Genomic DNA, 17,854 nt, shown 5'->3' with positions numbered 1-17,854 from the left:
TGAGCGCGCGGGAACGCCGGTGGGGTGCTCGCAGGGATCAATGGAGGTAGCAGTGGGCGTCGAGGTCAGGACCGAGGGTGTAACCAAATCCTTCGGTTCACAGCGAATTTGGCAGGACGTGTCGATCACGCTCCCTTCGGGTGAGGTCAGTGCGTTGCTCGGACCTTCGGGTACGGGTAAGTCGGTGTTCCTGAAGTCGCTCATCGGTCTGCTGCGACCCGAGCGCGGGTCCATCTTCATCGATGGCACCGATATCATGACGTGCTCCAACAAGGAGCTCTACGAGATCCGCAAACTGTTCGGCGTCCTTTTCCAGGACGGCGCGCTGTTCGGCTCGATGAACTTGTACGACAACATCGCTTTCCCGCTTCGTGAGCACACGAAGAAGTCGGAATCCGAGATCCGCCGTGTCGTCATGGAGAAGCTCGAGCTGACCGGTCTGCTCGGCGCCGAGGGCAAACTCCCCGGCGAGATCTCCGGCGGTATGCGCAAGCGCGCCGGTCTGGCCCGCGCGCTGGTCCTCGACCCGCAGATCATCCTCGTCGACGAGCCCGACTCGGGTCTGGACCCGGTGCGTACCTCGTACCTGGCGCAGCTGCTGCTCAACATCAACGCGCAGATCGACGCCACGATCCTGATCGTGACCCACAACATCAACCTGGCCCGTACCGTGCCGGACAACATCGGCATGCTCTTCCGCCGCAACCTGGTGATGTTCGGCCCCCGCGAGGTGCTGCTCACCAGCGAGGAGCCGGTGGTCAAGCAGTTCCTCAACGGCCGCATGATCGGTCCGATCGGCATGTCGGAGGAGAAGGACGAGGCGCAGATGGCGCGCGAGCAGGCGCTCGTCGACGCCGGTCACCACCACGGTGGCGCCGAGGAGATCGACGGCATCATCCCGCAGATGAAGGCCGAGCCCGGTATGCCCGCTCGCCAGGCCGTGTTCCGTCGGCAGGCGCGCGTGCGCGAGATCATCCACACCCTGCCGCACGCGGCACAGGTGGCGATCCGCGAGTCGCTGGATTCCTCCGATGACACTCAGGTGATGGCGGCCTACGGCGGCAACGATCAGCCCACCGAAACGTTCAAGACCGTTCCGCACGGCCAGCTCAACAGCTGAGCGACTTTCACGTCCTGAGTGAGCCCCGGCCCCACGGCCGGGGCTCATTTGCGTTACGGGCCGGAAAACAGCCGCTGACCGGCCGCCCCGCCGGTTGGCGCACACGGCGTGTCGCGGGTAAAATAGCCGCGGTTCGAGGCCGGGGAAGTCCAGCGGCCCAGGCGATCTCACTTCGCGAACAGACCGTCCCGCGGCACTTGACGAGGCGCGCGGGAACCGTCACCCTATCTACAGCAGTACAAGCTGTTAAGGGGCACCAGCGGCCAGCTGATAGTTGGCCCGGCGCCGAGGGAACCCGACGCGGCCAGCGTTCCGGGGCTTCGGCGCGTTATCCGTGCGAGCGGTCACACGGATGGTATGTTGACACTCCCTTGTCTAGGGGTGTAAGTTTGGACGTTGCGCTGGCTGCCTCCTGTCCACACCTTGATTCGCACTCGAAAGTTCCACCCTTCCGGTGTTACTTCCGCTGCTGCTTGTTCTGGTTTCGTTCGGGCTGTAACCAGCGGAATTCGTAGCAGACAAGCGACGGTCGCGGACCACCACGCGACGCGCGTGAGGTGCTGGAAGGACGCATCTTGGCAGTCTCCACCCAGACCAAGGCTGGTATCCCCGGAGCCCCGTTGAGGGTTTCGTTCGCGAAGATCCGAGAGCCCTTGGAGGTGCCCGGACTTCTCGACCTACAAACGGACTCGTTCGCCTGGTTGGTCGGTACTCCCGACTGGCGCGAGAAGGCAGCCGCTCGCGGCGACGTCGGTCTCGCAGGCGGCCTCGAGGAGGTGCTCGAAGAGCTCTCTCCGATCGAGGACTTCTCCGGGTCCATGTCCCTGTCGTTCTCTGATCCGCGCTTCGAAGAGGTCAAGGCCTCCATCGACGAGTGCAAAGAGAAGGACATGACCTACGCGGCGCCGTTGTTCGTCACCGCGGAGTTCATCAACAACAACACCGGCGAGATCAAGAGCCAGACGGTGTTCATGGGCGATTTCCCCATGATGACCGACAAGGGCACCTTCATCATCAACGGCACCGAGCGTGTCGTCGTCTCCCAGCTGGTCCGTTCCCCGGGCGTCTACTTCGATCACAACATCGACAAGACCACCGAGAAGGACCTGCACAGCGTGCGCGTGATTCCGTCGCGCGGCGCGTGGCTGGAGTTCGACGTCGACAAGCGCGACACCGTCGGTGTCCGTATCGACCGCAAGCGTCGTCAGCCGGTTACCGTGCTGCTCAAGGCGCTGGGTTGGACGACCGAGGAGATCGTCGAGCGTTTCGGCTTCTCCGAGATCATGATGTCCACCCTGGAGAAGGACAGCACGCCCGGCCAGGACGAGGCGCTGCTCGACATCTATCGCAAGCTGCGTCCGGGCGAGCCGCCGACCAAGGAGTCCGCGCAGACTCTGCTGGAGAACCTGTTCTTCAAGGAGAAGCGCTACGACCTGGCCCGCGTCGGTCGTTACAAGATCAACAAGAAGCTCGGCATCCACGTGCACGAGCCGGTGACCTCCTCGGTTCTCACCAAGGAAGACATCGTCGACACCATCGAGTACCTGGTGCGTCTGCACGCCGGTGACCGCACGATGACCGCCCCCGGCGGTGAAGAGGTCCCCGTCGAGATCGACGACATCGACCACTTCGGTAACCGTCGTCTGCGCACCGTCGGTGAGCTCATCCAGAACCAGATCCGCGTGGGCCTGTCCCGCATGGAGCGTGTCGTTCGTGAGCGGATGACGACTCAGGACGTCGAGGCGATCACGCCGCAGACCCTGATCAACATCCGTCCGGTCGTCGCGGCGATCAAGGAGTTCTTCGGAACTTCGCAGCTGTCGCAGTTCATGGACCAGAACAACCCGCTGTCGGGTCTGACCCACAAGCGCCGCCTGTCGGCGCTGGGCCCCGGTGGTCTGTCCCGTGAGCGTGCCGGTCTGGAAGTTCGTGACGTCCACCCGTCGCACTACGGCCGCATGTGCCCGATCGAGACCCCGGAAGGCCCGAACATCGGCCTGATCGGTTCGCTGTCGGTGTACGCGCGGGTCAACCCGTTCGGCTTCATCGAGACGCCGTACCAGAAGGTTGTCGACGGCAAGGTCACCGACGAGGTCAAGTACCTGACCGCCGACGAGGAAGACCGCTACGTTCGCGCGCAGGCCAACTCCCCGGTCGACGCCGAAGGTCGCTTCCTCGAGGAGAAGGTCCTCGTCCGCCGTGCGGGCGAAGAGGTCGAGTTCGTGACGCCGGCTCAGGTCGACTTCATGGACATCTCGCCGCGCCAGATGGTGTCGGTCGCGACGGCCATGATCCCGTTCCTCGAGCACGACGATGCCAACCGTGCCCTCATGGGTGCGAACATGCAGCGTCAGGCCGTGCCGCTGATCCGTTCCGAGTCCCCGATCGTGGGTACCGGCATGGAGCTGCGCGCAGCCGTCGACGCCGGTGACGTCGTCGTGAACGAGAAGCCCGGTGTGGTCGAAGAGGTCTCGGCCGATTACGTCACCGTGATGGCCGACGACGGCAGCCGCAAGTCCTACCGGATGCGCAAGTTCAACCGGTCGAACCAGGGCACCTGCTCGAACCAGCGTCCGATCGTGGACGAGGGCGATCGGGTGGAGAAGGGGCAGGTCCTCGCGGACGGCCCCTGCACCGAGAACGGTGAGATGGCGCTGGGCAAGAACTTGCTCGTCGCGATCATGCCGTGGGAAGGCCACAACTACGAGGACGCGATCATCCTGTCGCAGCGCCTCGTGGAAGAGGACGTTCTCACCTCGATCCACATCGAAGAGCACGAGATCGATGCTCGCGACACCAAGCTCGGTGCCGAGGAGATCACTCGGGACATCCCGAACGTCTCCGACGAGGTCCTCGCCGACCTCGACGAGCGCGGCATCATCCGCATCGGTGCCGAGGTTCGCGACGGCGACATCCTGGTCGGCAAGGTCACGCCCAAGGGCGAGACCGAGCTCACCCCGGAAGAGCGTCTGCTGCGTGCCATCTTCGGTGAGAAGGCTCGCGAAGTGCGCGACACCTCGCTGAAGGTGCCCCACGGTGAGTCCGGCAAGGTCATCGGCATTCGCGTGTTCTCGCGCGAGGACGACGACGATCTGCCTCCCGGTGTCAACGAGCTGGTCCGCGTCTACGTGGCCCAGAAGCGCAAGATCCAGGACGGCGACAAGCTCGCCGGTCGCCACGGCAACAAGGGCGTCATCGGCAAGATCCTCCCCATCGAGGACATGCCGTTCATGCCCGACGGCACGCCGGTCGACATCATCCTGAACACCCACGGTGTGCCCCGTCGTATGAACATCGGCCAGATCCTGGAAACCCATCTCGGGTGGATCGGTAAGGCCGGCTGGAATATCGACGTGGCCACGGACGGTACTCGTCCCGATTGGGCGGCCACGCTGCCCGAGGAGATGCTGGCCGCGCCTGCCGACTCGAACATCGCCACGCCCGTCTTCGACGGTGCCAAGGATGACGAGCTGACCGGCCTGCTCGCGTCGACGCTGCCCAACCGTGACGGCGAGCGCATGGTCGACGAGAACGGCAAGTCGACCCTGTTCGACGGTCGCTCCGGCGAGCCGTTCCCGTACCCGGTCGCAGTCGGCTACATGTACATCCTGAAGCTGCACCACCTGGTCGACGACAAGATCCACGCCCGTTCGACCGGTCCGTACTCGATGATCACGCAGCAGCCGCTGGGTGGTAAGGCGCAGTTCGGTGGTCAGCGATTCGGTGAGATGGAGTGCTGGGCCATGCAGGCCTACGGCGCGGCGTACACGCTGCAGGAACTCCTGACCATCAAGTCCGACGACGTGGTCGGTCGCGTGAAGGTCTACGAGGCCATCGTCAAGGGCGAGAACATTCCGGAGCCGGGCATTCCGGAGTCGTTCAAGGTGCTCCTCAAGGAACTCCAGTCGCTGTGCCTCAACGTCGAGGTGCTGTCTTCGGACGGCGCCGCGATCGAGATGGGTGGCGGCGAGGACGAGGATCTGGAGCGCGCTGCGGCGAACCTGGGCATCAACCTGTCCAGGAACGAAGCAGCAACCATCGACGATCTGGCGAACTAGGTGGTTAGCGGTGCGGTCGCTGTGGAAGCGACCGCACCGCGCACCGCGCTCGACAACTAGTGAACTTTTGCTCGAATTCGACCCGAATAGGGGAAAGGAAGTTACGTGCTAGACGTCAACTTCTTCGATGAACTCCGGATCGGCCTTGCCTCCGCCGATGACATCCGCCAGTGGTCTTTCGGCGAGGTGAAGAAGCCGGAGACCATCAACTACCGCACGCTCAAGCCGGAGAAGGACGGGCTCTTCTGCGAGAAGATCTTCGGTCCCACCCGGGACTGGGAGTGCTACTGCGGCAAGTACAAGCGTGTCCGCTTCAAGGGCATCATCTGTGAGCGCTGTGGCGTCGAGGTAACTCGCGCCAAGGTGCGTCGTGAGCGGATGGGCCACATCGAGCTGGCTGCTCCCGTTACTCATATCTGGTACTTCAAGGGCGTTCCGTCGCGCTTGGGTTACCTGCTCGACCTGGCGCCGAAGGATCTCGAGAAGATCATCTACTTCGCCGCCTACGTCATCGTCGGTGTCGACGAGGAGCTGCGTCACAACGAGCTCTCCACGCTCGAAGCCGAGATGGAGGTCGAGAAGAAGTCGGTCGCCGATCAGCGCGACGCCGACCTGGAGGCCCGTGCGCAGAAGCTCGAGGCCGACCTGGCCGAGCTGGAAGCCGAGGGCGCCAAGTCCGACGTGCGTCGCAAGGTCAAGGACGGCGGCGAGCGCGAGATGCGTCAGCTGCGCGACCGCTCGCAGCGTGAGCTGGATCGTCTCGACGAGATCTGGACCACCTTCACCAAGCTGTCGGTTCAGCAGCTCATCGTCGACGAGGTGCTCTACCGCGAGCTCGTCGATCGCTACGGCGAGTACTTCACCGGCGCCATGGGTGCGGAGTCCATCCAGAAGCTGATGGAGAACTTCGACATCAACGCCGAGGCCGAGAAGCTGCGCGAGACCATTCGCTCGGGCAAGGGCCAGAAGAAGCTGCGTGCGCTCAAGCGTCTGAAGGTCGTCGCGGCCTTCCAGACCAACGGCAACTCGCCCATGGGCATGGTGCTCGACGCTGTCCCGGTGATCCCGCCGGAGCTGCGTCCGATGGTTCAGCTCGACGGTGGCCGTTTCGCCACCTCCGACCTGAACGACCTGTACCGCCGCGTGATCAACCGCAACAACCGCCTCAAGCGACTGATCGATCTGGGTGCGCCCGAGATCATCGTCAACAACGAGAAGCGGATGCTGCAGGAGTCGGTCGACGCACTGTTCGACAACGGCCGTCGTGGCCGTCCGGTCACCGGACCGGGTAACCGCCCGCTGAAGTCGCTGAGCGATCTGCTCAAGGGCAAGCAGGGTCGTTTCCGTCAGAACCTGCTCGGCAAGCGCGTCGACTACTCGGGCCGTTCGGTCATCGTCGTCGGTCCTCAGCTGAAGCTGCACCAGTGTGGTCTGCCGAAGCTGATGGCGCTCGAGCTGTTCAAGCCGTTCGTCATGAAGCGTCTGGTCGATCTCAACCACGCGCAGAACATCAAGTCCGCCAAGCGGATGGTCGAGCGTCAGCGTGCCCAGGTGTGGGATGTCCTCGAAGAGGTCATCGCCGAGCACCCGGTGATGCTGAACCGCGCGCCCACCCTGCACCGCCTCGGCATCCAGGCCTTCGAGCCTCAGCTGGTCGAAGGCAAGGCCATCCAGCTGCACCCGCTCGTCTGTGAGGCGTTCAACGCCGACTTCGACGGTGACCAGATGGCCGTGCACCTTCCGCTGTCCGCGGAGGCGCAGGCCGAGGCACGCATCCTGATGCTGTCGTCGAACAACATCCTGTCCCCGGCGTCGGGTCGCCCACTGGCGATGCCGCGTCTGGACATGGTGACGGGCCTGTTCTACCTGACCCGTCTCGACGAGGACGGTGCGGGCACCTACCGCGCCGCGGCCACCGACGAGCCGGAGTACGGCGTGTACTCCTCGCCCGCCGAGGCCCAGATGGCCGTCGATCGTGGCGAGCTGACCGTGCGGTCCACCATCAAGGTGCGGCTGACCGAGCAGCGCCCGCCACGCGATGTCGAGACCGAGCTGTTCCCGGACGGCTGGAAGCGCGGCGAGGCCTGGCTGGCCGAGACCACGCTGGGTCGCGTGATCTTCAACGATCTGCTTCCGGCGGACTACGCGTTCATCAACGAGCCGATGCCGAAGAAGCGTCAGGCCACGATCATCAACGATCTGGCCGAGCGCTACCCGATGATCGTCGTCGCGCAGACCGTCGACAAGCTCAAGGACGCCGGCTTCTACTGGGCCACGCGTTCGGGTGTCACCGTCTCCATGTCGGACGTGCTCGTTCCGCCGGAGAAGCCCGAGATCATGGAACGCTATGAGGCCATGGCGGACCTGATCGAGAAGAAGTACCAGCGTGGTGCGCTCGATCACGCCGAGCGCAACAACGCTCTGGTCAAGATCTGGCAGGAAGCCACCGAGGAAGTGGGCGCCGCGCTGCGGACCCACTACCCGCCGGACAACCCGATCATCACGATCGTCGACTCCGGCGCCACGGGTAACTTCACCCAGACTCGTACCCTCGCGGGTATGAAGGGCCTGGTGACGAACCCGAAGGGTGAGTTCATCCCGCGCCCGATCAAGTCCTCGTTCCGTGAGGGCCTGACCGTGCTCGAGTACTTCATCAACACCCACGGTGCTCGTAAGGGTCTGGCCGACACGGCGCTTCGTACCGCCGACTCGGGTTACCTGACCCGTCGTCTGGTCGACGTGTCGCAGGACGTCATCGTCCGCGAAGAGGACTGTGGCACCGAGCGCGGCATCCTGGTGCCGATCGCGGAGAAGCTGGCCGACGGCACGATCATCCGTGACGCGCACGTCGAGACCTCGACCTTCGCTCGGACCCTGGCGTCCGACGCGGTCGATGCCAAGGGCAACGTCATCGTGGCGAAGGGCGCCGACCTCGGCGACCCCGCGCTGGAGGCGCTGCTCGAGGCCGGTATCACCGAGGTGAAGGTCCGCTCCGTGCTGACCTGCACCACCGGCACCGGCGTCTGCGCCACCTGCTACGGCCGTTCGATGGCCACCGGCAAGCTGGTCGATATCGGCGAGGCCGTCGGCATCGTCGCGGCCCAGTCCATCGGTGAGCCCGGTACCCAGCTGACCATGCGTACCTTCCACCAGGGTGGCGTCGCGGGCGACGACATCACCGGTGGTCTGCCGCGTGTTCAGGAGCTCTTCGAGGCCCGTGTCCCCAAGGGCAAGGCGCCGATCGCGGAGGTCTCGGGTCGGGTGCGTCTCGAGGACGACGACCGCTTCTACAAGATCACGATCATCCCTGATGACGGGTCCGAGGAAGTTGTCTACGACAAGCTCTCGAAGCGTCAGCGTCTGCGGGTGTTCAAGCACGACGACGGCTCCGAGCGTCTGCTGGCCGACGGTGACCACGTGGAGGTGGGTCAGCAGCTGCTCGAGGGCGCTGCCGATCCGCACGAGGTGCTGCGCGTGATGGGTCCCCGTCAGGTGCAGGTCCACCTGGTCCACGAGGTCCAGGAGGTCTACCGCTCGCAGGGTGTGTCGATCCACGACAAGCACATCGAGGTCATCGTTCGCCAGATGTTGCGTCGTGTGACGATCATCGATTCGGGTGCGACCGAGTTCCTGCCCGGCTCGCTCACCGAGCGTGCCGAGTTCGAGAACTCGAACCGTCGCGTGGTGGCCGAAGGCCGCGAGCCGGCCTCGGGCCGTCCCGTGCTGATGGGTATCACCAAGGCGTCGCTGGCCACCGATTCGTGGCTGTCGGCGGCTTCCTTCCAGGAGACCACCCGAGTGCTGACGGATGCGGCGATCAACTGCCGCTCCGACAAGCTGATCGGCCTGAAGGAGAACGTGATCATCGGTAAGCTCATCCCGGCCGGTACCGGTATCAACCGTTACCGCAACATCCAGGTGCAGCCGACCGAAGAAGCCCGTGCCGCGGCGTACGCGGTGCCGTCCTACGACGACACCTACTACTCCCCGGACAGCTTCGGCTCCTCCACCGGCGCAGCGGTGCCGCTGGACGACTACGGCTTCAGCGACTACCGCTAGTCCGTAGGTAGGCAATAGATTTCGGCCCCCGCCCATCAGGGCGGGGGCCGTTTTCGTGTGTGTGGTCCCCTCGGAGTCTGCGTACAGTCGCCGTGTGAAGTATCAGATCGTCGTCGGTGTGCTCGCGGTGATCGGCGTGCTCGCGATGGTGTTCACGGCCTGTCGTGTCGCGGCCACCGTGATGTCGACCGAGGTCGTGCTGGGTTGCAGCCAACAGCGCAACGCCGAGTACTGCGTGTACCACCGCACAACGTGGGGCCTGTTGAACACCGAGTACGAGATCCTCGTCGGCCCTTCATCCAACCGTGGGTTGATCTACAGCGTCCCCTATCCGGCCCACGAAGCGCGTGTCACCTGGGCGGCTGAAACGGCCCTGCTGACGATCGAGATGCCCGGCACCGCACTCACGATCGAGGCCGCGGAATACCTCGAAACTCGATAGCTCTGCGAGCAGGAATCGCACATCGGTCAGACCTCTGCTTCGGCAGCCTCGGGTCGAGGCCGGGAGGGGGCGGTTCGGGCGTGGGTGGCGTAGAGGGTCAGGCCGACGAACGTGAGCCCGCCTACGAGATTGCCTACGACGGTGGGGATTTCGTTCCAGATCAGGTAGTCGCCGATCGAGAAGTCGCCGCCGAGGAGCAGGCCGGAGGGGAACAGGAACATGTTCACGATGGAGTGTTCGAAGCCCATGTAGAAGAACAGCATGATGGGCATCCACATCGCGATCACCTTGCCCGACACCGAGGTCGACATCATCGCGGCGACCACGCCGGTGGAGACCATCCAGTTGCACAGCACGGCGCGGATGAACAAGGTGAGCATGCCCGCGGCGCCGTGTTCGGCGTAGCCGAGGGTTCTGGATTCGCCGATCTCGCCGAGCTTTTCGCCGACAACGCTGGGGTCGACGGAGAAGCCCATGGTGAGGATGATCGCCATCATCACCGCCACGGTGAACGCGCCGGCGAAGTTGCCGACGAACACCAGCCCCCAGTTTCGCAACATCGAGCCCACGGTGACGCCGCGCCGTTTGTCGATCAACGCCAGTGGAACCAGCGTGAAAACACCGGTGAGCAAATCGAATCCGAGCAGGTAGAGCATGCAGAACCCGACCGGGAAGAGCACGGCTCCGAGCAGTGGTTCGCCGGTGTTCACGGTGATCGTCACCGCGAAGGCGGCGGCGAGGGCGAGGATCGCGCCCGCCATGTAAGCGCGGATCACGGTGTCGCGGGTGGACATGAACGCTTTGGCTTCGCCGGCGTCGATCATCTTCTCGACGAAGTCCGCCGGTGTGAGATAGGACATGAAAACCCCTTCGTAGTGGCTCTAGCGCAGGAGTTTTCGCTGTCGACATTGCCTCGTGATCACTCGAGGTTGCGCCCGCGTAAATAGCGGTATTCCACTATGGCGAGTGAGCGGCTCCGAATGGCAGGCTAGCGGCGACCCACCGACCTAGGAGCCCGTATGGAGCCGATCCTGAGCAAGTCCGCCGCCGCCGACCTCGTCGTCGCCGCCCGTATCCGCAAAGGGCTCACGTGGGCGGGCATCGCGGAATCGATCGGCGCGCCGCTGGTCTGGACGACAGCGGCGCTGCTCGGCCAGCATCCGATGACCGAAGAGCAGGCCGCCGCCGTCTGCACCCTGCTCGACCTGGACGACACCGTCGCCGAAAGCCTGCGCCTACAGCCCTCCCGCGGCGCCGACCCGGCACAACTGGCCGACCCCACCGTCTACCGCCTCGTCGAGGCCGTCTCGGTCTACGGCCCCGCCCTCAAAGAACTCATCCACGAGGAATTCGGCGACGGCATCATGAGCGCCATCAACTTCAACATCGACATAGCCCGCCGCCCCCACCCCGACGGCGACCGCGTCGTCATCACTCTGGACGGCAAATTCCTCGACTACCGCTGGTGAGCCACACTCTGTCATCGGTCAGGATCCTTGCTCGGACCGAGCCGCTGGGATCTCCGTCGGGGTGTCTGCCGGTGTCTCGGGGTCGCCGAGGGCGGAGGTCGTCGGTTCGCCGAGGCGGACGGCGACGACTCCGATGAGGATCAATGCGCCGCCGAGTAATTGGATCGGGCGGGGGGCTTCGCCGAGGAGGGCCCAGGCGAAGATCAGGGCGGCGAGGACTTCGGTGAGGGCTACGAAGGAGGCCAGGCGGGAGCCGAGGCGGCGGGTGGCGGCGATGCCGGTGACGTAGGCGATGGCGGCGGTGACTATGCCGATGAGGAGGATGGGGATCCACCAGGGGGTGGTGAAGTCGGCGAAGACGACCTGGTGGGTGGTGGCGTGCAGGGGGACGATGCCGATGGTGCCCGCCATGATCAGGATGAGGCCGCCGATCAGCAGACCGCCACAGGCCAGGACGGTGCCGGGGAGGTCGCCGCCCTGGGCGGAGAGGACGAAATAGGCCGCCGCGCCGACCATCGCGGCCAGCGCCCAGGCGATGCCGATCGGGTCGGTCGACAGGCCGGAGGCCACATCGAGGACGAGCAGTAATCCGGTGATGCCGAGAACCGCGCCGGCGATCGTGGCCGCGCCGGGCTGTTGCCGGTGGCGCACCCACAACCAGCCCACCACGGCGATCGGTGCGGTGTATTCGATCAGCAGTGCGGCGCCGACTTCCATGTGCGCGACGGCATTGAAGTAGGCGAGCTGAGTGCCCGCCACGGCGACCAGTCCGTACGCGCCGATGAGACTCGCGTTGGCGCGCAGTAACTTCCAGTTTCCGCGCAGCTGGGGCAGTGCGAGCGGCAGCAGAACCACTCCGGCCAGCAGAACGCGCGCGGCGACAACGGCGGCGGCACTCCACCCCGCGTTCATCAACCCGCGCGCGAGCGGACCGGACAGCCCGAACGAGGTGGCCGACGCCAGCGCGAACAGCAGCCCGGATCGCATCCGGATCGCACTGTCATGAGTCAAGGTCGCCATGACTAATGACGGTAAGCAGCCTGCGGTAATATGTCAATGTGGCTTTTGCTCATGACACCGAGGCGGCCCTGCTGGCGGCGGTCGAACTGGTCAATTCCGCCGAAGATCCCGACACGTTGACCGAGACAGCCCAGCTCGCCGAGTTCTTCGACCGACACGTCTATACGGGCGTGCACGCCGGCGACCCCGCCGAACTGGCCGCCGTCCGGGCCCTGCGCGCGCCACTACGCGCGATGCTCACCAGCGACCGCGATGCCGCCGTCACGCTCGTGAACGAAACCCTCGCCGAGCATCGCGCCGTGCCGCAGTTGGTCCGCCACGGCGACGTCGACTACCACGTGCACGCAGTCCCGCCGCAGGCCCCGCTCCCGGTCCGCATCGCCGTCGAAACCGCGATGGCGATGATCGACCTGATCCGCGCGGACGACCTGAGCCGCCTCTCGATCTGCGCCGACGCCGACTGCGCGGGGCTGGTGCTCGACCTGTCCCGCAATCGTTCCCGTCGCTATTGCAGTACGGCATGCGGTAATCGCAACGCCGTCGCTGCCTATCGCGCGCGTCAACGCTGAGGGTCGGCTGGTCGTTTCAGCCCAGCGTGCGCACCTTCGGGCACTTCTTACCCGCCAGATGGCACTTGTCCTCGAATCCGGCGGGCAGCCAGGTCCCGGTCTTCAGCAGCGGATGATGCGGAAAATGCCGCAAGGCGGCTGTGACGAAAAGTAATGCTGCCCAAGGAGTTTGGACCTGTATCTGCTGCAACTTCCCGTCCCGGTCGGGGAATCGGCAGCCGACGCGATCCGGCGCGGTGAGGTCGATGGACTCGAGTGCCGACCAGTACAGCGAGAACGATCGCTCGGGGTTGGTCAGGTGCAGCCGCCGGTCCGAGATCATCACCGACCCTGCCCGTTCCGCCACCCAGCGCGGTTGCGCGGCGGCTGCTGCCTGCGTGCGCCGGGTCCGGTTCACGACGGCGTTGCCCAGCTGCCCGGCCACGACAACCGGGTTCGGGCCGACGACGGTGCTGCGGCTGCGAGGCAAGCTGCCGTCGCCCGTCGCCCGCCACGTGTACCAGTTGACCGGCCCCTCGGCCAGACCGACCTCACCGGGCTCGATCCGCACCCGCGTCGCGGTGTGCGGGATCAGCGCCACCTCACCGCGCGCCAGTAGATCGGCCACCCCACACGTGTACAGCAGGTAGTCGTCGAACCACGTCCACCCGGCCTGTTCGGCCAGTGCGCGTTCGATATCGGCCAGCGGGTCGAACACCACTCTCATCACCACCCACCCGTGCGGACTTACTGCCGTCAACGGTAGCGGAGACCGGCGGCAACGCGCGTCGGGTGATCCGGCGAAAGTCAGCGTTCGCTGTCCAGCATCGCCATCTGCTCGGCCGCGTACCGCTCGCCGGCGACAGCATCGGCCGGAGCCGCTGCTTCGATCACGGCTGACTCGTCGGGCGTAAGCGAGATCGCGAGCGCCCCGACCGTCTCGTCGAGTCGCATCCGGGTTCGCGCACCGATCACCGGCACGATGTCCGTGCCACGGCTCAGTGCCCAGGCGATCGCCAGCTGGGCGACCGAAACCTGTTTCGTAGCAGCGATATCGGCCAACGCCTCGACCAAGCGCAGATTCCGAGTGAGGTTTTCGCCCTGGAAACGCGGGCTGTGGGCACGGAAGTCGCCCGCCGACGAGGGGCCGCCACTGCGGAAAGTATCGCTGAGCAGCCCCCGCGAGAGCACGCCGTAGGCGGTGATGCCGGTGCCGAGTTGTCTTGCGACCGGCAGGATTTCCTTTTCGATGCCGCGGGAGATGAGCGAGTACTCGATCTGCAGATCGGTGATCGGATGCACGGCAGCGGCCCGTCGCAACGTATCGGCGCCGATCTCGGAGAGTCCGATATGGCGCACGTATCCTGCCTCGACGAGTTCGCCGATGGCGCCGACGGTGTCCTCGATCGGCACCTCGGGATCCAGGCGCGCGGGCCGGTAGATGTCGATGTGGTCGACACCGAGTCGAGTCAGTGTGTAGGTGAGGAAGTTGCGCAGTGCGGCCGGACGCCCATCGAAGCCGCCCCAGGTTCCGCCCGGCCCGCGCAGCGCACCGAACTTCACGCTGAGCACCAGGTCCTCGCGGGCGCGTTCGGCGATGGCCTTGCCGATCAGCATTTCGTTGTGGCCGGCGCCGTAGAAGTCGCCGGTGTCGATGAGATTGATGCCCGCGTCGATAGCGGCGTGGACGGTCGCGATCGATTCACGGTCGTCGGAAGCGCCGTACATCCCGGACATACCCATGGCGCCGAGGCCGATGCGGCTGACGCGGGGGCCGGTGTCGCCGAGGACGACGGTGGGGATCTGTGAGTTCGTCATGCTTCGAGCCTGCGCCGCGAGCGCCGGTCGCGGCAGAGATCGTTCATCGGGGGATCGGCAGTCCCTGGCTGGGCGTCGGCGCGAAGCGCACCATGGAGGAATGGACCGATCCGAGCTGGCCGATTTCCTGCGCCGTCACCGGGACCTGCTCACCCCCGCCGACGTGGGCCTGCCGCCCGGCGCGCGCCGACGCACCCCCGGCCTGCGCCGCGACGAGGTGGCCCTGCTCACCGGCATGTCGACCGACTACTACACGCGCCTCGAGCAGGCGCGCGGTCCTCGACCGTCCACCCAGGTCCTCGCCGCGCTGGCCCGCGCGCTGCGTCTGAGTGCCGACGAGCGCGACCACCTGTTCCATCTGTGCGGCCACCAATCCCCGGACCGCGGGCTACGCGACAAGCACGTCGGCCCCGGCCTGCTGCACATGCTGGACAAACTCGACGACATCCCCGCCGCCGTGATCACCGACCTCGGCGAGGTCCTCGTCCAGAACCGCATGCACAGCCTGCTGGCCGGCGACCACAGCACCCGCCGCGGCCTCGATCGCTTCTATTCCTGGCGCTGGTTCACCGACCCCTCGGCCAGAACGCTGTTCCCCGAATCGGATTGGTCCCGCATGAGCCGCAGCCATGTGGCCGATCTCCGCGCCACCGCGGCGCGCCGAGCCGATGACGTCGAAGTCGTCGATTTCATCAGCCGATTGCGCACCAACAGCGCGGAATTCGAACAGCTGTGGAACGAACACGAAGTGGCCGTGCGGATCTCCGACACCAAGCAGTTCCTGCATCCGGAGATCGGTCTGATCGACACGATCTGCGAGACCCTGCTCACCCCGAACGCGGCCCAGCGACTGCTCGTCTACCTGCCTCGACCGGGCACCGACGCGGCGGAGAAGATGGCGCTGCTGCGCGTGATCGGGACCCAACTCCTCAGTCCGACACAGTAATCAGGGTGCCCCGATGCGGCACCTTCGATGGTCTTCGGTCGCAGGCGTTGGGTTTCGGCGAAGAAGCGTTCCAGCGCGCTGAGGTCGCGCACCGGTGCGGTGGATTCGCTGATCGGCGTGAGCGACTGGAGCGGTAGGACGGATCAGCGCGTCGCGTTCGACGGCTCGACGCCCGACTGCGGACGTCGCGCGAACTCCGGTGCGTGCTCGGGGCGCAGGCCGATGCCGCCGAGATAGGCGGTGAGTCCGGCCAGCGCGGGCACGGCGTCGACGACGCGCAGTGGCAGGGGCGCGGTGTGCAGGGTTCCCCGCAGCGCGGGCGCGATGAGCATGTCGTGCTCGCCACGCTGGGACCGCTGGGTGAAGCTGGCGGGCAGCATCCGCCTGCGCTGCACCTTTTCCAGATCGGCGGTCCGCACGGTGCCGTCGAGCAGTGGCTGCGCCAGGATGCGCGCGGCAGCCACGGCGTCCTGTACCGCGAGGTTGACTCCGACCCCGCCGACCGGTGACATCGTGTGCGCGGCATCGCCGATGCACAGCAGACCGGGTACATACCACCGGTCGAGCATGCCCACCGTGACCTCCAGCAGCTTGACGTCGTCCCAGGTCCGGATCGCCGCCGTGGCCTCGGTGGACCAACCGAAGAGTTCGGCGACGCGATTGCGGAGCCATCGCACGTCGTGGGTTGCGCGAAGCGCTGCGTCGCAGCCCTTCTCGATGATGTAGCCGGTCTGGTAGTAGTCGCCGCGGTCGATGGCCACCGCGGAATTGCCGCTGGTGAAGCGGGCCTGCACGGCCCCGCCGTCGATGTCGTCGCGCGCTTTGGGGATGCGGAAGAACCACATGTCCATCGGTACGTCCTCCATCCGCTGGCGCAGGCCAGCGGCCTCGCGCGCCACGGAATCGCGTCCGTCGCAAGCGATCACGAGATCGGCGCGCAAGGCGTGTTCGACGCCGTCGGCATCGAGGTAGCGCACGCCGGCCACCTGGTCCGCCTCGTGGATCAGCCCGATCGCGGTCGAGCGCATCCGCAATGTGAAGGACGGTTCCTCGGCCGCGGCGCCGGCGAGCAGGTCGAGGAAGTCCCATTGCGGCACCATGGCGATGTGCCGGTACCTGCCGGGAATCCGGGTGAGATCGGCGGCGACCACCATGCGGTCACCCGCGTACATGCACATGCGAGTCAGCTCGGAGTGCGGCAACTCGGCGAACTCGGCGCCGAGCCCCAGTTCGTCGATCAGCCGCACCGTCGACGGGTGCACCGTGTCGCCACGGAAATCCCGGAGGAAGTCGGCGTGTTTTTCCAGCACGGTGACTTCGACACCGGCTCTGGCGAGCAGTAGGCCGGCCATCGTGCCCGCGGGGCCACCGCCGACGATGCAACACGTGGTCTTGTCCATGAGTGTTCCCCCTCGATGATTCCCGCCAAGTTCTACGACAAAGCGTAGTAGTAAATCTGTTGGCCCGTCCAGGGTTTTCCGGAAGGGGTTGACCGGATGAAACCGAGGCGCAATACTGAACTAGATGGTTCAGTATGACTTCCTAGACGCCTCGTTCGGGGCGCTCGCGGACCCCACACGGCGGGGCATCCTCGAGCAACTCGGGCGTGGGCCCGCGAGTATCAGCGAGTTGGCCGAGCGGTTCGAGATGACCTTGACCGGCATCAAGAAGCACATCGGACTGCTCGAGGAGGCGGGCATGGTGGTCACCGAGAAGCGTGGGCGGGTGCGGTACTGCCGGATCTCCGAGCACGTCTTCGATCGTGAGGTGGCCTGGATGCAGGGTTATCGGCAGATGCTCGAAGCCCGGATGGACCGTCTCGGTGAATTCCTGCAACGAACGGAGCCAGAGCAATGAGCACAACCACCAACGACGCGGCCATCACCTCGACCTCGGACCGCGAAGTCCACATCGAACGCGATTTCGACGCGCCGCTGGACCGGGTGTGGGACGCCTACAGCCGCATCGAGCAGCTCTCGCGCTGGTGGGGTCGCGGCCATGTGGTCGACGTCGAGCGCTGGGAGTTCCGCAAGGGCGGGCACTGGCGTTTCGTCGAACACGACGGCGACGCGTCCCACGGGTTCGAAGGCCGCTTCCGCGAGATCACCCCGAAGGAACGCATCGTGCAGTCCTTCGAATGGGACGGGATGCCCGCCCACATCTCCATCGACGACACCACTTTCGTCGACCTCGGCGACGGCCGCACCAGGGTCGTCACCGACAGCGTCTTCCATACGGCCGAGGAATGCGCGGGCATGCTGGCCTCTGGTATGGAGGGCGGTCTCAACGACAGCTACCGTGCCCTCGACGCCCTACTCGCCGACGGTCGCTGATCGCGTACACCCGGTGCGGCGTCGGGGAGCCGCATCGGGTG

At 65.7% G+C, this 17,854-nt stretch carries 14 protein-coding genes; 9 read left to right on the top strand and 5 right to left on the bottom strand.

Annotation, left to right across the window (positions count from 1 at the left end; all coding sequences use genetic code 11):
* Positions 1 to 40 precede the first annotated feature (40 nt).
* From OHS03_RS25100 to OHS03_RS25085, 4 genes are all read left to right on the top strand, one after another.
* On the top strand, positions 41 to 1,120 hold the full coding sequence (locus tag OHS03_RS25100; protein ID WP_328657498.1) for an ABC transporter ATP-binding protein: 1,080 nt from the start codon (positions 41 to 43) through the stop codon (positions 1,118 to 1,120).
* Between the two features lie 557 nt (positions 1,121 to 1,677).
* The gene (rpoB, locus tag OHS03_RS25095) at positions 1,678 to 5,178 is read left to right on the top strand and encodes a DNA-directed RNA polymerase subunit beta (protein ID WP_056814323.1); all 3,501 of its coding nucleotides are present in this window, start codon (positions 1,678 to 1,680) and stop codon (positions 5,176 to 5,178) included.
* 105 nt (positions 5,179 to 5,283) lie between these two features.
* Positions 5,284 to 9,237, top strand: coding sequence for a DNA-directed RNA polymerase subunit beta' (locus OHS03_RS25090; protein ID WP_056814320.1), 3,954 nt, complete (start codon positions 5,284 to 5,286; stop codon positions 9,235 to 9,237).
* A 94-nt stretch (positions 9,238 to 9,331) separates the two neighbouring features.
* Complete coding sequence (locus tag OHS03_RS25085; RefSeq protein WP_328657496.1) at positions 9,332 to 9,679, top strand: hypothetical protein; 348 nt, start codon at positions 9,332 to 9,334, stop codon at positions 9,677 to 9,679.
* 26 nt (positions 9,680 to 9,705) lie between these two features.
* Here the strand turns inward: OHS03_RS25085 and OHS03_RS25080 are convergent, their stop codons facing one another.
* Complete coding sequence (locus OHS03_RS25080) at positions 9,706 to 10,539, bottom strand: formate/nitrite transporter family protein (RefSeq protein WP_328657494.1); 834 nt, start codon at positions 10,537 to 10,539, stop codon at positions 9,706 to 9,708.
* A gap of 159 nt (positions 10,540 to 10,698) precedes the next feature.
* Between OHS03_RS25080 and cynS the strand changes: the two genes are divergently transcribed.
* Entirely contained in the window at positions 10,699 to 11,148 is a 450-nt protein-coding gene (gene cynS / locus OHS03_RS25075) for a cyanase (RefSeq protein WP_063004009.1), read from the top strand.
* 18 nt (positions 11,149 to 11,166) lie between these two features.
* Here cynS and OHS03_RS25070 read toward each other — a convergent pair whose 3' ends face one another.
* Positions 11,167 to 12,168 carry an EamA family transporter gene (locus OHS03_RS25070; protein ID WP_328657492.1) on the bottom strand — a complete coding sequence of 334 codons (1,002 nt, stop codon included), beginning with the start codon at positions 12,166 to 12,168 and terminating at the stop codon, positions 11,167 to 11,169.
* Between the two features lie 38 nt (positions 12,169 to 12,206).
* On the opposite strand from OHS03_RS25070, the gene OHS03_RS25065 reads away from it, so the two are divergent.
* Positions 12,207 to 12,737 carry a CGNR zinc finger domain-containing protein gene (locus OHS03_RS25065; protein WP_328657489.1) on the top strand — a complete coding sequence of 177 codons (531 nt, stop codon included), beginning with the start codon at positions 12,207 to 12,209 and terminating at the stop codon, positions 12,735 to 12,737.
* Between the two features lie 16 nt (positions 12,738 to 12,753).
* On the opposite strand, the gene OHS03_RS25060 is transcribed toward OHS03_RS25065, so the two are convergent.
* Both OHS03_RS25060 and OHS03_RS25055 read right to left on the bottom strand, forming a co-directional pair.
* Complete coding sequence (locus tag OHS03_RS25060) at positions 12,754 to 13,443, bottom strand: hypothetical protein (protein WP_328657487.1); 690 nt, start codon at positions 13,441 to 13,443, stop codon at positions 12,754 to 12,756.
* A gap of 80 nt (positions 13,444 to 13,523) precedes the next feature.
* A complete protein-coding gene (locus tag OHS03_RS25055; protein WP_328657485.1) occupies positions 13,524 to 14,534 on the bottom strand; it encodes an aldo/keto reductase in 1,011 nt (336 codons plus the stop codon).
* 100 nt (positions 14,535 to 14,634) lie between these two features.
* Between OHS03_RS25055 and OHS03_RS25050 the strand changes: the two genes are divergently transcribed.
* Positions 14,635 to 15,480 carry a helix-turn-helix transcriptional regulator gene (locus OHS03_RS25050; RefSeq protein WP_328657483.1) on the top strand — a complete coding sequence of 282 codons (846 nt, stop codon included), beginning with the start codon at positions 14,635 to 14,637 and terminating at the stop codon, positions 15,478 to 15,480.
* 143 nt (positions 15,481 to 15,623) lie between these two features.
* Here the strand turns inward: OHS03_RS25050 and OHS03_RS25045 are convergent, their stop codons facing one another.
* A complete protein-coding gene (locus OHS03_RS25045; protein WP_328657481.1) occupies positions 15,624 to 16,880 on the bottom strand; it encodes an FAD-dependent oxidoreductase in 1,257 nt (418 codons plus the stop codon).
* Positions 16,881 to 17,004: 124 nt separating this feature from the next.
* Here OHS03_RS25045 and OHS03_RS25040 point away from each other — a divergent pair, with 124 nt between their 5' ends.
* Together OHS03_RS25040 and OHS03_RS25035 are read left to right on the top strand one after the other, a co-directional pair.
* Entirely contained in the window at positions 17,005 to 17,337 is a 333-nt protein-coding gene (locus tag OHS03_RS25040; protein WP_056814285.1) for an ArsR/SmtB family transcription factor, read from the top strand.
* Complete coding sequence (locus tag OHS03_RS25035; RefSeq protein ID WP_328657479.1) at positions 17,334 to 17,813, top strand: SRPBCC family protein; 480 nt, start codon at positions 17,334 to 17,336, stop codon at positions 17,811 to 17,813. The genes OHS03_RS25040 and OHS03_RS25035 overlap by 4 nt, the downstream gene beginning before the upstream one ends.
* Positions 17,814 to 17,854 lie beyond the last annotated feature (41 nt).

It is taken from the genome of Nocardia salmonicida, from assembly GCF_036142455.1.
GTDB lineage: Bacteria > Actinomycetota > Actinomycetes > Mycobacteriales > Mycobacteriaceae > Nocardia > Nocardia salmonicida.
Note: the sequence above shows the minus strand (reverse complement) of the source record. Positions and strands in the feature narration are given on the sequence as shown.